Raw genomic sequence first — 13,400 nt, 5'->3', positions numbered from 1 at the left:
GCCCATGCACTTACGAGGGTTGAGCAAGGGAAGACGTGTCTGGGCGGCCTCCGTGGCCGCCGGGGTCGTGACCGCCGGACTGCTGGCGGGGCCCGCCAACGCGGGCCCGTATCCGGAGCCCCCGCTGACAACGATGTCGATCAAGTCGCCGCCGGGCGGCGCGAATGTACGGGTGCTGATCTTCCACGGTTCCGCGGCGGCCGGGGACGAGTCGCCGGTGGTGAACGCCGGAATCGAGGCCATCGAGGACATCGGGCTGTCGGGACCGGCGAACCGCCGCTTCAAGGTCCAGGCGACCGACGACGCCTCGGTGTTCACCGACGAGACGAAACTCGGCCGCTTCAACGCGATCGTGTTCCTGACCGGCGGGGGCGACGTCCTCGACGCGGAGCAGGAGGCGGGCCTGGAGGCCTACATGGAGGCCGGCGGCGGGTTCGTCGGCGTCCATGACGCGGCGCGAGCGGAGCCGTACTCGGACTGGTTCACCGGACTGGTGGGGGCCCGCCCGGCCGGGTCGAGCCCCGCGGCCGTCCAGCGTGCGACGGTCGAGGCCGGCGACCGCAGGCACCCGGCCACCAAGGACGTGCCGGTGCAGTGGAAGCGCCCCGACAAGTGGCTGAACTGGGTGAAGAACCCGTCGGGCGACGTCCATACGGTGGCCCGGGTCCGGGAGTCGACGTACCAGCCGGGGACGAGCGCCAACGGCTGGGATCACCCGGTGAGTTGGTGCCGTGACTACGACGGCGGCCGCTCCTTCTACACCGGCATGGGCGGCACGGTGTCGTCGTACGACGAGGCCGACTTCCGTGCCCATCTGCGGGGCGCGCTGATGTGGACCACCCGTCTTGAGCAGGCCGACTGCAAGGCGACCATCAACGCCAACTACGCGGCGGAGCGGCTGACCAAGCCCAACCAGCCGGGGCGGAACGACCAGATCGGCGAGCCGCACGGGCTGGTCACCGCGCCCGACGGCCGTGTGTTCTACATCGGCCGGGGCGGCGCCGACTCCTCGCAGCCCGTGGTCACCGACTGGAACAACCCCGACATCGGCAAGGGCAAGGGCGAGATCCACGTCTACGACCCGAAGTCCAAGCAGGTCACCCTGGCCGGAGCGCTGACCGTCTTCGGCAACAAGGGCGGCGGCGACGAGCTGGTCAAGGTCGAGGAGGGGCTGCTCGGCATCGAGCTGGACCCGAGGTTCGAGCAGAACGGCTGGGTGTACCTGCACTACACGCCCCACAGCCAGATCAACCGCGACACGCGGATGGCCGAGCGGCGGGTCTCCCGCTTCACGCTCGACCAGGCGACGAACAAGCTGGACCTGAGCAGCGAGAAGGTGCTGCTGAAGTGGCCGGTGCAGATCCACAGTTGCTGTCACTCGGGCGGCGGGATGGCCTGGGACTCCAAGGGCAACCTGTACATCGCCACCGGTGACAACAACTCCAGCGGGTTCAGCGGCGGTTACTCGGGCAACAACCCGCAGCCGAACTACAAGGGCGTCTCCTTCGCGGACGCGCGCCGCACGGCCGGCAACACCAACAACCTCAACGGCAAGATCCTGCGCATCCACCCGGAGCCGGACGGGACGTACACGCTCCCCGAGGGCAACCTCTTCACCGGGAAGGAGACCGACGAGGGCGGCGGCAAGACACGCGGCGAGATCTATGTGATGGGGGTCAGGAACCCGGCCCGCATCTTCGTCGACGAGTCGACCGACGTTCTCTACGCGGGCTGGGTCGGCCCGGACGCGAGCGCGCCCTCGACGACCTGGGGTCCGGCCAAGTACGACACGTTCGCCGCCATCACCAAGGCGGGCAACCGGGGCTGGCCGTACTGCATGGGCAACAAGCAGCCCTACCGGGACCGCAATCTGCCGGACCCGTCCCAGCCGCTCGGCTGGTACGACTGCGACCGCCCGAAGAACGAGTCGCCGAACAACGACGGTCTGGTCAACCTGCCGCCGGTCACCGGCAACAACATCTGGTACTCGCCGCAGGGTGGCGCGCCGGACTACCCGCGGGACGCGAACGGTGTCCCGTCGTACAAGCCGGATGAGGCGACGTACCGGCTGCCCTGGCTGAAGGGCGGCGGGCAGGCGGCGATGAACGGGCCGGTCTACCGGTACGACACGGTCGCGGCGGACAGTGCCGTCAAGTGGCCGGCGTACTGGGACGGCAAGTGGTTCGTCGGTGACTTCTACGACGCCGACCAGCCGCGCAACGCGGTGCTCATGGACCCGAAGACGCAGGGAGACGGCGGTCTGCCGGTGCACTCGGAGTCGCTGAAGAAGATCGTGCCGATCGGCAACGACGGCATCAAGAACCTCATGGACTGGAAGTTCGGTCCGGACGGCGCGCTGTACGTCCTCGACTACGGCCGCGGCTTCTTCACCTCGGACTCCAAGTCGGCCCTGTGGCGGGTCACCTACAAGGGCGGCGGGCCGACCCCGGCCGCCGGTCGGCTGGCGAGGGGGACCGAGTGATCCGGCAACGAAGAATCTGGGCCGCCCTGCTGGCCGCCCTGCTCGTGATGCTCGGAGTGCAGGCGATGCCCGCCGCCGGGCAGACGGAGGCTCCGGCCGCCGAACAGGTCCTCACCTGGACGGCCGGCAACGACATCGACAAGTACCTCTCGGCGCCGAAGACGGCGGTCGCAGGCAGCGCGACGATCGTGTTCGAGAACAGCGTGGCCACCGGCAACACCACGGGCATGCCGCACACGCTGACGTTCGTGACCAGTGATCCCGAGTTCAACAACGACGTGCAGCTCAACATCCTGGCCAATCCGAACGACGCCCAGGGCGGCAAGCACACCGCCCAGGTCACCCTCACGCCCGGCCGGTACTTCTACCACTGCACCATCCCCGGCCACGGTCAGATGCAGGGCATCCTGGTGGTGACCGAGGGCACCGGCGAGGACACGACGGCGCCCGAGGCGTCGGCGCACGTGAGCGGCACGCAGAACACGCAGGGCGAGTACGTCGGTTCGGCGAGCGTGGCGATCCACGCCACCGACGAGGGCGGCTCGGGCGTCGAGAAGATCGAGTACGCGATCGGCGACGCGGGCGCCTGGCAGCCGTACACCGCGCCGGTCGTCGTCGACCAGGTCGGCGCCCACAAGGTCCGCTATCGCGCCTTCGACAAGGCGGGCAACGTCTCCGCCGAGAAGAGCACCTCGTTCACGGTGGTGGCGCCGCAGTCGGACGACACGACCGCGCCGGAGACCTCGGCGACGGTGAGCGGCGAGCGCGACGCCGACGGGGCGTACATCGACATGGCGACGGTCACCGTCTCCGCGTCCGACACGGGCTCCGGGGTCAACACGATCGAGTACGCGGTCGGCTCCGGCGCCTGGCAGCCGTACACCGCGCCCGTGATGGTGCACCAGGTGGGCGCGCACACCGTCCGCTACCGCGCCACCGACAAGGCGGGCAACGTGGCGGCCGAGAAGAGCGTGCGGTTCACGGTGGTGGCGGCTCCGCCGCAGGACACCACCCCGCCGGTGACGGGCGTGACCGTGGAGGGCACGAAGAACTCCGCCGGGGCGTACGTCAACAGCGCCAGGGTGACCGTCACGGCGACCGACGAGCACGGCTCGGGCGTCGAGAAGATCGAGTACTCGCTGGACGGCGGGCCGTACCTGGCGTACACGGCTCCGGTCGTGGTCGACCGGGCGGGCGCGCACACCGTGGCGTACCGCGCGACCGACAAGGCCGGCAACACCTCGGCGGCCCTGACGGTGACCTTCACGGTCGTCTCCGGCCAGGTGCCGGCGCCGGACTGCCCGGAGTACGACGAGCGGTTGACGGTGATCGTCGGCACGGTCGACTCGGGCGTGCGCAACCGGGTCACCGACAACCGCTGCCGGATCGGCGAGCTGATCGAGGACGAGAAGGAGTGGACGTCCCACGCGCTGTTCCTCAAGCACGTGACGTCCGTCCTCGACCGCCTGCTGAAGGAAGGGGTCATCGACCAGCGGGAGTACAACGCCATCCGCAAGGCCGCCCGCCAGTCGGGCATCGGCAAGCCGGGGCAGACCGAGGGCTACCGGGCGATCTTCGACGGCAGCGCGGAGTCCCTGGCCAAGTGGCAGCAGGTGGGCGGCGGTTCGTTCGGGCTGAACCCGGACGGGACGATCACCTCCAGCACGACCACACCGGGCATGGGCATGCTGTGGTTCCCGCAGCGCAAGTACGGCGACTTCTCGCTGAAGCTCCAGTGGCGTGACGACGCTCCCGGCACGGGCAACGCCAACTCGGGCGTCTTCGTGCGCTTCCCGTGGGTCCACGACCACCCGGAGGAGTCCCGGCCCGAGTGGGTCGCCATCAAGTACGGGCACGAGGTGCAGGTGCTCGACCGGCCCGACGGCGACATGTACAAGACGGGGTCGGTCTACGGCTTCGACCGCGTGGGGCTGGCCGGCGCGGGCGTGACGCAGAAGGGCACCTGGAACGACTACGAGATCCGCGTGGAGGGCCAGCACTACTCGGTGTTCCGCAACGGCGTGCTGATCAACGAGTTCGACAACACCGGCGGCCAGCAGTTCACTCCGCCGCGCTCGGACGACCCGGGCACGGACGGGCGGCGGTTCGCCTCCGGCTACATCGGGCTCCAGGTGCACGGCACGACGGACGTGGTCTCGTACCGCGACATCCGGATCAAGGAGTTGTAGGCCCTCCGGGCGTCTTCCTGGCCCTGCTCGGCTGTACCCGCCTCGGTTCCCCCGGCATCTTCGGATACTCGGGCGGGTACGGCAGGTCTCCCAGCCCGTGGTCGTGTTCGTCGCGGCGGGCGAGGTCGAGCAGGGCCTCCAGGGAGTAGCGGTGGTCGTCCATGTCCGCGTGCACGTCGCCGAGTTCGGCGAAGCGCGCGGGCATGGTCGCGAGGTCGAAGTCCTGGGGGTGCGCGACCCCCACCTCGTCCCAGCGCAGGGGCGCCGAGACGGGGGCGTGCGGGCGGGGGCGCACGGAGTAGGCGGAGGCGATCGTGCGGTCGCGTGCCGTCTGGTTGTAGTCGATGAAGATGCGCTTGCCCCGCTCCTCCTTCCACCACTTGATGGTGACCTGCTCCGGCATCCGCCGCTCCATCTCCCGGCCGACGGCGATGGCGGCGCGCCGGACCTGGGTGAAGGTCCAGCGGGGTTCGATGGGCACGAAGACGTGCAGGCCCCGGCCGCCGGACGTCTTGGGGAAGCCGCGCAGGCCGCCGAACTCGTCGAGTACGGCCCGTAGTTCGTGGGCGGCGCGGACGGCGTCCTCGTAGTCGGTGCCGGGCTGCGGGTCGAGGTCGATGCGGAGCTCGTCCGGGCGGTCGACGTCGCCGCGGCGGACCGGCCAGGGGTGGAAGGTGAGGGTGCCGAACTGGGCCGCCCACACCACGGCGCCGACCTCGGTGGGGCACATCTCGTCGGCGCTGCGGCCGCTGGGGAAGGTGATGTGCGCGGTCGGGATCCAGTCGGGCATGTTCTTCGGGGCCCGCTTCTGGAAGAAGTTCTCGCCGGTCACGCCCTCGGGGTAGCGCTCCAGGGTGGTGGGCCGGTCACGCAGGGCGCGCAGGATGCCGGGGCCGACGGCCAGGTAGTAGCGGGCGAGGTCCAGCTTGGTGAAACCGCGCTCGGGGAAGAAGACCTTGTCCGGGCTGGACAGCCGTACGGTCCGACCGCCGACCTCCAGTTCCACCGCGTCACCCATGCGAGCCACGGTAGGCGTACCCCGCACACCTCGCACATCGGGCGTACCTGGCTGTAAGGGCGCAGAATCGGACCATGGATCTGCCGGTGATGCCCCCTGTGCTGCCGATGCTCGCCAAGTCCGTGGCGGCGATCCCGGTCGGCATGCAGTACGAGGCGAAGTGGGACGGGTTCCGGGCGATCGTCTTCCGCGACGGGGACGAGGTCGAGCTCGGCAGCCGTACCGGCAAGCCTCTGACCAGGTATTTTCCCGAGCTGGTGACAGCCGTGCGGGAACGGTTGCCCCATCGCTCGGTGGTGGACGGGGAGATCGTGATCGCGCGGGAGGGGCATCTGGACTTCGACGCGCTGACGGAGCGGATCCACCCGGCGGACTCGCGGGTGCGGATGCTGGCCGAGCGGACACCGGCCTCGTTCGTCGCCTTCGATCTGCTGGCGCTGGGGGACGAGTCGCTGATGGACGTCCCGCTGACCGACCGGCGGGAGCTGCTGGAACGGGAGCTGTCGGGGGTGGCGGCGCCGGTGCACCTGGCTCCGGCGACCACCGACATCGAGGTGGCGCGCAGCTGGTTCGAGCAGTACGAGGGGGCGGGCCTGGACGGGGTCATCGCCAAGCCGCTGACCGTGCGCTACCGGCCGGACGAGCGCGCCATGTTCAAGATCAAGCACGAGCGGACGGCGGATGTGGTCGTCGCCGGGTACCGGCTGCACAAGAGCGGCCCCGTGGTGGGCTCGCTGCTGCTCGGCCTGTACGACGACCGGGGCACCCTCCAGCACGTGGGCGTGTCCGCCGCGTTCCCGATGAAGCGGCGCGCCGAGCTGGTGGAGGAGCTGGAGCCACTGCGCATGAACGATGTCCAGGGGCATCCGTGGGCGGCCTGGTCCGAGGAGGCCGCCCACGAGAAGGCCCGGCTGCCCGGGGCACCGAGCCGCTGGTCGGGCCGCAAGGACCTGTCGTGGGTGCCGCTGAGGCCGGAACGGGTGGCCGAGGTGGCGTACGACCACATGGAGAACGGGCAGCGCTTCCGGCACACCGCCCGTTTCCGCCGCTGGCGCCCGGACCGGACTGCCGAGAGCTGCACGTACGCGCAGCTTCAGGAGCCGGTCCGCTACGACCTGGCGGAGATCCTGGGCGCGTAGAGCGCACAAGGACCCGTCAGGGCTGCATCAGCACCTTGACCGCGCCGTCCTGCTTGCGCTGGAACATCTCGTACGCGTGCGGGGCCTCCGACAGCGGCACGCGGTGGGTGGCGAAGTCCTCGACGCCGAGCGGGTCCTCGTCGGTCAGGTACGGGATGATGTCGTCGCTCCAGCGGCGGACGTTGGCCTGGCCCATCCGCATCTGGATCTGCTTGTCGAACAGGGTGAGCATCGGCAGCGGGTCGGCCATGCCGCCGTAGACGCCGGACAGCGAGATGGTGCCGCCGCGCCGGACCAGGTCGATGGCGGTGTAGAGGGCGGCGAGGCGGTCGACGCTGAAGCGTTCGGCGAGCGGTCCGCCCAGTTTGCGGGGCAGCATCGCCGAGGCCTGCTGGGCGAGCTTGGCCGCCGCGCTGCCGTGGGCCTCGGTGCCGACCGCGTCGATCACGGCGTCGGGGCCGCGGCCGTCGGTCTCGTCGCGGATGGCCTCGACCAGTTCCTTCTCGCTGTCGAAGGACCTGAGGTCGTAGGTCTCCACGCCGCGCGAGCGCGCCCGGTCCAGCCGCTCCGGGACCAGGTCCACGCCGAAAACCCGCCCGGCGCCCTTGACCTGGGCCACCCGGCAGGCCATGTCGCCGATGGGGCCGAGGCCGAGCACGGCGATACTGCCGCCCTGCGGGACGTCGGCGTAGGCGACCGCCTGCCAGGCGGTGGGCAGGACGTCGGAGAGGTAGACGAAACGGTCGTCGGGCGGGCCTTCCGGCACCTTGATCGGGCCGTACTGCGCCTGTGGGACGCGCAGGTACTCGGCCTGGGCGCCCGGCACCGCGCCGTAGAGGCGGGTGTAGCCGAACAGGGCGGCTCCCATGCCCTCGCCGTGGACCTGGGTGGTCTCGCACTGGGTGGGCAGACCGGTGAGGCACATCCAGCAGTTGCCGCAGGCGATCTGGAACGGCACCACGACCCGGTCCCCGGCCTGGAGGTCCGGGACGCCGGCGCCGACCTCCTCGACGATGCCGATGGGTTCGTGGCCGAGGATGTCCCCGGGGGTCATGAACGGCGTGAGCACCTCGTACAGGTGCAGGTCGGAGCCGCACAGCCCGCTGGAGGTGACGCGGATGACCGCGTCCGTCGGTTCCTGGATCTCCGGATCGGGCACGTTCTCCACGCGGACGTCCCGCTTGCCCTGCCAGGTCACTGCCCTCATCGCCTCGCGCTCCCTCCGTCAGCGTGCGCGTCGGTGGTTCGGCGACGCCCGGGTACCCGGGCGTCCCGCCCTGCAACCTTGAGCCGATCGACGGACGAAGCGGAGATCCTCCGTCAAAAACAACCGGGTATAGCCATCGATGGACATATAAGTACACAATCAAGACACATCGATGACATGAGGCCGGTGGCGACGGTGGGCAGGGAACGAGGGGCGCGCGGTCGGCGCGCCGCGACGACGGCGGCGCTGCTGGCCGCCACGGTGACGGCCGCCCTGGCGGCGGGCTGCACCGGCGGGGGCGGCCCCCGCGACGACGGACGGGGATCCGCCGGCGAGTCGGAGCAGGGCGCATCGCCCTCGGCGACCGGCCCCCCCGTGCTCGCCGTCAAGCTCGACAACGCCGCCGCGGCCCGGCCGCACACCGGCCTCGACGCCGCGGACGTGGTGTACGCGGAGCAGGTCGAGGGCGGACTGAGCCGGCTGATGGCGGTGTACGCGACGCAGTTGCCGAAGTCGGTCGGCCCGGTACGCAGCGCGCGCGAGTCGGATCTGGAGCTGCTGCGCCAGTTCGACCGGCCCGTCCTCGCCTACTCCGGCGCGCAGAAGAAGCTCCTGCCGCTGATCGACAGCGCACCGCTGCGGGCGGAGACGCCGGGCAGCGCCTCCGAGGCCTACTTCCGCGGCTCCGGAAAGCCCGCCCCGCACAACCTCTACCTGCGGCCCGAGCGGCTCGTTCCCGAAGCACCGGGACAGGCCTCCCTGACCACCGGCTTCCGCTACGGCTCCGCCCCGGCCGGCGGCACGGCGACGGCCTCGCAGACGGTGCGCTACCCGGCGGCCCGCTTCACCTTCACCTGGTCGGACTCCCGGGACCGCTGGCTGGTCGGCATGGACGGCGCGCCCGCCACGACGGCCGACGGGAAGCGGATGGCGGCCGCGACGGTCGTCGTGCAGTACGTGAAGGTGCGCGAGTCCCGCTTCCGCGACTTCCTCGGCAACAACACGCCGTACACCGAGACGGTGGGCTCCGGGAAAGCCAAGGTGCTGCGCGACGGGCGGGCCTACGACGTGAACTGGGAGCGCGAGGACGCCGCAGACGGCACGGCGTTCAGCACCGGCGACGGCACACCGGTGAACTTCGCGAAGGGCCAGGTGTGGGTGGTGTACGCCAAGGCGTCCTGACTGCGGGCCGCGCCGGTCAGCCGGGCGCCACCAGGGACTCCCCCGGGTTGCGCAGCCCTTCGGCCGCGTCCGCGACGCGCCGGATGAGGTCGAAGAACACCGTCCGCTCCTCGGCGGTCAGCGGGGCGAGGAACACCTGGTTCATCCGGGCGGTGCGCACGGTCAGCTTGCGGTGGGTGCGCACGCCCTCCTCCGTGAGGCGCAGCAGGAATCGGCGGCCGTCCTCCGGGTCGCGGACCTTGTCGAGGAGTCCGCGCCTGCCGAGCCGGCTGATCACCTCGGCGATGGTCGACCGGTCCAGGCCCACCCGCTCCCCCACCGTGCGCTGGTCCAGCCCGGGCTCGGCGACGAGCGTGTTGAGGACCGCGTACTGGGGCGAGGTGATCTCCTCGGAGACCATCGTGTTCCAGAGCAGGTAGTGCGCCTGCTGGAGCCGCCGGGCCAGGTGCCCGGGGTGGGTGGTGAGGTCCGCCGCCGCCATGTGCACCCCTCGCTCGTTTTCGTTGGTGCACTGAACAATACCCGGCCACTCCTGGACTGTCTGCCGTCCGCGAGAGGCGCCGACTGGCGATCTTCCCAGGTCTTGACGCCCTGCTGTCCTGGTGGCAGCGTGAGAGATGCTTCGCGGAAATACTCAGTGCCCTGACTAAATCTGGGTCGGGACGCTCGGAAGAGATGGGGCTTCTCGGATGGACAAGGTGGTCGCCACAGCCCTGGAGGCGGTGGCCGACGTCCCGGACGGCGCGTCGCTCGCGGTGGGCGGTTTCGGGCTGAGCGGTGTCCCGAACGTGCTGATCGGGGCGCTGTATGAGCGCGGGGTGGCCGGGCTGTCGGTGGTCTCCAACAACTGCGGGGCGATGGAGTCGGGCCTTGCGGTCCTGCTGGCCGCCGGCCGGATCGCCCGGGTGACGGGGTCCTACATCGGCGCCAACAAGGAGTTCGCCCGGCAGTACCTGGCCGGTGAGCTGGAGGTCGAGCTGATCCCGCAGGGCACGCTGGCCGAGCGGCTCCGGGCCGGCGGCGCCGGGATCCCCGCCTTCTACACCCCGGCCGGGGTGGGCACGCAGGTCGCCGAGGGCGGGCTGCCGTGGCGCTACGACGGCTCCGGAGGTGTCGCGGTGGCCTCGCCGGCGAAGGAGGTCCGGGAGTTCGACGGGACGGAGTACGTGCTGGAGCGGGGCATCCGGACCGACTTCGCCCTGGTCCGGGCCGCGAAGGGCGACCGGCACGGCAACCTGGTCTTCAGCAAGTCCGCCCGGAACTTCAACCCCCTGGCCGCGATGGCGGGGCGGGTCACCATCGCCGAGGTGGAGGAGCTGGTGGAGCCCGGCCGGATCGACCCGGACGCGGTGCATCTGCCGGGGATCTTCGTGCAGCGGGTGCTCGCGCTCACCGCTGAGCAGGCGGCGGACAAGAAGATCGAACAGCGGACGGTGAGGTCCTGATGGCCTGGAGTCGCGAGGAGATGGCCGCGCGGGCGGCGCTGGAGCTGCGGGACGGCCAGTACGTCAACCTGGGCATCGGCCTGCCCACCCTGATCCCCAACTACCTCCCCGAGGACGTCGAGGTCGTCCTCGAATCGGAGAACGGCATCCTGGGCACGGGCCCCTACCCCACCGAGGGCCAGGTCGACCCGGATCTGATCAACGCCGGGAAGGAGACGGTGACGGTCCTGCCGGGCGCGTCCTACTTCGACTCGGCGCTGTCGTTCTCGATGATCCGGGGCGGGCACATCGACGTGGCCGTGCTCGGTGCCATGCAGGTGTCCGCGCGGGGCGACCTGGCCAACTGGGCGATCCCCGGCAAGCTGATCACCGGGATCGGCGGGGCGATGGACCTGGTGCACGGCGCCCGTACGGTCATCGTCGTCATGACGCACACCGCCAAGGACGGCTCCCCGAAGATCCTCACCGAGTGCGCCCTGCCGCTGACCGGCAAGGGGTGCGTGAACCGGGTCATCACCGACCTCGGCGTCCTGGACGTCACCGACGACGGGCTCTTCCTGGTGGAGACCGCGCCCGGCGTGACCGCCGCCGAGATCGCCGCCAAGACCGACGCCGAACTGACCGTGCCGGAGGGCGTGAAGTGAAGGACGTCTACATCGTCGACGCGGTCCGCACGCCGATCGGCCGCTACAACGGCGCACTGGCCGGCGTGCGCCCGGACGACCTGGCCGCGCACGCCATCCGCGAACTCCTCGCCCGTACACCGGAGCTGGATCCGGCGCGGATCGAGGACGTGTACTTCGGAAACGCCAACGGCGCCGGTGAGGAGAACCGCAACGTCGGCCGGATGGCCGCCCTGCTCGCGGGCCTGCCCACCTCCGTGCCGGGCGTGACCGTCAACCGGCTGTGCGCGTCCGGCCTGGAGGCCGTGATCCAGGCGGCCCGTGCCATCGCGCTCGGCGACGCCTCGATCGCGCTGGCCGGCGGGGTCGAGTCGATGACCCGGGCGCCGTACGTCCTGCCGAAGAGCGACAGGCCCTTCCCGGCCGGGCACACCGAGCTGTACTCCACCACCCTCGGCTGGCGCATGGTCAATCCGCGCATGGAGCCGCAGTGGACGATCCCGCTGGGCGAGAGCGCGGAACTCATCGCCGACAAGCACAAGATCGGCCGGGAGCAGCAGGACGAGTTCGCGCTGGCCTCGCACGCGAAGGCCGCACAGGCTCAGCGGGCCGGCTTGTTCGACGCCGAGTTGGCCCCCGTGGCGATTCCGCAGCGCAAGGGCGACCCGGTCGTCCTCGCCGCCGACGAGAGCGTCCGTCCGGATGCCTCCCTGGCGGCGATGGCCAAGCTGAAGCCGTCGTTCCGTAAGGAGGGCGGCACGGTGACGGCGGGCAACGCGTCGCCGCTCAACGACGGTGCGGCGGCGCTGCTGCTCGTGGATGAGGAGGGGCTGAAGGCGACGGGGCGCGAGCCGCTGGCCCGGATCCGTGCGACGGGTGTGTCGGCGACCGACCCGCACTACTTCGGGCTCGCTCCCGTCGAGGCCGTCAACCGTGCGCTGGCCAAGGCCGGCAAGGGGTTCGACGACCTGTCCGTGCTGGAGCTGAACGAGGCGTTCGCGGCGCAGGTGCTGGGATGTGTGGCCGAGTGGCCCGAGTTCGATCCCGCGATTCTCAATCCGCAGGGTGGTGCGATCGCTCTCGGGCATCCGCTGGGTGCGTCCGGGGCCCGGCTCGCCGGCACAGTTGCCCATCAGCTTGCCCGGCGTGGCGGCGGTGTCGGTGTTGCCACGCTTTGTATCGGGGTGGGCCAAGGACTCGCCCTCGTCCTGGAACGCTAGGCGATCCGCGCGACTGCAGGCCGTCTGTGGCTGGTCGCGCCCGCGCGGCGGAGCCGCACATCGACACAGCCCCGCCCCTTTGGGGCGCGATCCGGAAGAACCTTTCAGGGGACCCCCATGACTCTCACCCAGCACGACATCGACCAGGAGATCGCGGCCGAACGCGCCGCGTACGAGAAGCGGCTCGCCGACGGCGGGCCCGTCGAGCACCAGCCGCGTCGTGACTACGCCCCGTACCGCTCCTCGGTGCTCCGCCACCCGAAGCAGCCGCCGGTCACGATCGACGTCAGCAAGGACCCGGAGCTGGTGGAGCTGGCCTCCCCGGCCTTCGGGGAGCGGGACATCACCGAGATCGACAACGACCTCACCCGGCAGCACGACGGAGAGCCGATCGGCGAGCGCATCACCGTCTCCGGCCGGCTGCTGGACCGCGACGGCCGCCCGATCCGCGGCCAGCTCGTGGAGATCTGGCAGGCCAACTCGGCGGGCCGCTACGCCCACCAGCGCGAGCAGCACGACGCCCCGCTGGACCCGAACTTCACGGGTGTGGGCCGCACCCTCACCGACGACGAGGGCCGCTACCACTTCACCACCGTCCAGCCGGGCCCCTACCCGTGGCGCCAGCACGTCAACGCCTGGCGCCCGGCGCACATCCACTTCTCGCTCTTCGGCACGGCGTTCACCCAGCGGCTCGTGACGCAGATGTACTTCCCGAGCGACCCGCTGTTCCCCTACGACCCGATCATCCAGTCGGTGACCGACGACGCCGCCCGGCAGCGGCTGGTCGCGACGTACGACCACGCCCTGTCGGTGCCGGAGTTCTCGATGGGCTACCACTGGGACATCGTGCTGGACGGCCCGAACGCCACCTGGATCGAAGAAGGGCGCTGACCTG

The 13,400-nt window shown here is 70.8% G+C and carries 11 protein-coding genes; 8 read left to right on the top strand and 3 right to left on the bottom strand.

Going from position 1 to position 13,400, the window contains the following annotated elements; all coding sequences use genetic code 11:
• The first annotated feature begins 4 nt into the window (after positions 1-4).
• Together ABFX81_RS04735 and ABFX81_RS04730 are read left to right on the top strand one after the other, a co-directional pair.
• A complete protein-coding gene (locus ABFX81_RS04735; protein ID WP_346137652.1) occupies positions 5-2,482 on the top strand; it encodes a ThuA domain-containing protein in 2,478 nt (825 codons plus the stop codon).
• A 47-nt stretch (positions 2,483-2,529) separates the two neighbouring features.
• The gene (locus ABFX81_RS04730) at positions 2,530-4,671 is read left to right on the top strand and encodes an OmpL47-type beta-barrel domain-containing protein (RefSeq protein ID WP_346137772.1); all 2,142 of its coding nucleotides are present in this window, start codon (positions 2,530-2,532) and stop codon (positions 4,669-4,671) included.
• Here ABFX81_RS04730 and ligD read toward each other — a convergent pair.
• Entirely contained in the window at positions 4,658-5,689 is a 1,032-nt protein-coding gene (gene ligD, locus ABFX81_RS04725; protein ID WP_346137651.1) for a non-homologous end-joining DNA ligase, read from the bottom strand. The genes ABFX81_RS04730 and ligD overlap by 14 nt on opposite strands.
• A gap of 74 nt (positions 5,690-5,763) precedes the next feature.
• Here ligD and ABFX81_RS04720 point away from each other — a divergent pair, with 74 nt between their 5' ends.
• Positions 5,764-6,828: an ATP-dependent DNA ligase gene (locus tag ABFX81_RS04720; protein ID WP_346137650.1), complete on the top strand. Its 1,065-nt coding sequence runs from the start codon at positions 5,764-5,766 to the stop codon at positions 6,826-6,828.
• A 16-nt stretch (positions 6,829-6,844) separates the two neighbouring features.
• Here the strand turns inward: ABFX81_RS04720 and ABFX81_RS04715 are convergent, their stop codons facing one another.
• Complete coding sequence (locus ABFX81_RS04715) at positions 6,845-8,035, bottom strand: alcohol dehydrogenase catalytic domain-containing protein (protein WP_086846704.1); 1,191 nt, start codon at positions 8,033-8,035, stop codon at positions 6,845-6,847.
• 177 nt (positions 8,036-8,212) lie between these two features.
• Here ABFX81_RS04715 and ABFX81_RS04710 point away from each other — a divergent pair, with 177 nt between their 5' ends.
• Positions 8,213-9,217 (top strand): DUF3048 domain-containing protein, encoded by a 1,005-nt coding sequence (locus ABFX81_RS04710; protein ID WP_086846702.1) that lies wholly within the window; start codon positions 8,213-8,215, stop codon positions 9,215-9,217.
• Between the two features lie 16 nt (positions 9,218-9,233).
• Here the strand turns inward: ABFX81_RS04710 and ABFX81_RS04705 are convergent, their stop codons facing one another.
• Positions 9,234-9,698 (bottom strand): MarR family winged helix-turn-helix transcriptional regulator, encoded by a 465-nt coding sequence (locus ABFX81_RS04705; protein WP_086846700.1) that lies wholly within the window; start codon positions 9,696-9,698, stop codon positions 9,234-9,236.
• A 208-nt stretch (positions 9,699-9,906) separates the two neighbouring features.
• Here ABFX81_RS04705 and ABFX81_RS04700 point away from each other — a divergent pair, with 208 nt between their 5' ends.
• The 4 genes from ABFX81_RS04700 (at position 9,907) to pcaH (ending at position 13,396) form a co-directional block, all read left to right on the top strand.
• On the top strand, positions 9,907-10,662 hold the full coding sequence (locus tag ABFX81_RS04700) for a CoA transferase subunit A (protein WP_346137649.1): 756 nt from the start codon (positions 9,907-9,909) through the stop codon (positions 10,660-10,662).
• Positions 10,662-11,306, top strand: coding sequence for a 3-oxoacid CoA-transferase subunit B (locus ABFX81_RS04695; protein WP_086855077.1), 645 nt, complete (start codon positions 10,662-10,664; stop codon positions 11,304-11,306). The genes ABFX81_RS04700 and ABFX81_RS04695 overlap by 1 nt, the downstream gene beginning before the upstream one ends.
• Entirely contained in the window at positions 11,303-12,505 is a 1,203-nt protein-coding gene (locus tag ABFX81_RS04690; RefSeq protein ID WP_086855078.1) for an acetyl-CoA C-acyltransferase, read from the top strand. The genes ABFX81_RS04695 and ABFX81_RS04690 overlap by 4 nt, the downstream gene beginning before the upstream one ends.
• Before the next feature lie 117 nt (positions 12,506-12,622).
• The gene (gene pcaH, locus ABFX81_RS04685; RefSeq protein ID WP_086855079.1) at positions 12,623-13,396 is read left to right on the top strand and encodes a protocatechuate 3,4-dioxygenase subunit beta; all 774 of its coding nucleotides are present in this window, start codon (positions 12,623-12,625) and stop codon (positions 13,394-13,396) included.
• Positions 13,397-13,400: the final 4 nt, after the last annotated feature.

This window comes from Streptomyces coeruleofuscus, from assembly GCF_039532725.1.
In the GTDB taxonomy this organism is placed as follows: domain Bacteria; phylum Actinomycetota; class Actinomycetes; order Streptomycetales; family Streptomycetaceae; genus Streptomyces; species Streptomyces coeruleofuscus.
Note: the sequence above shows the minus strand (reverse complement) of the source record. Positions and strands in the feature narration are given on the sequence as shown.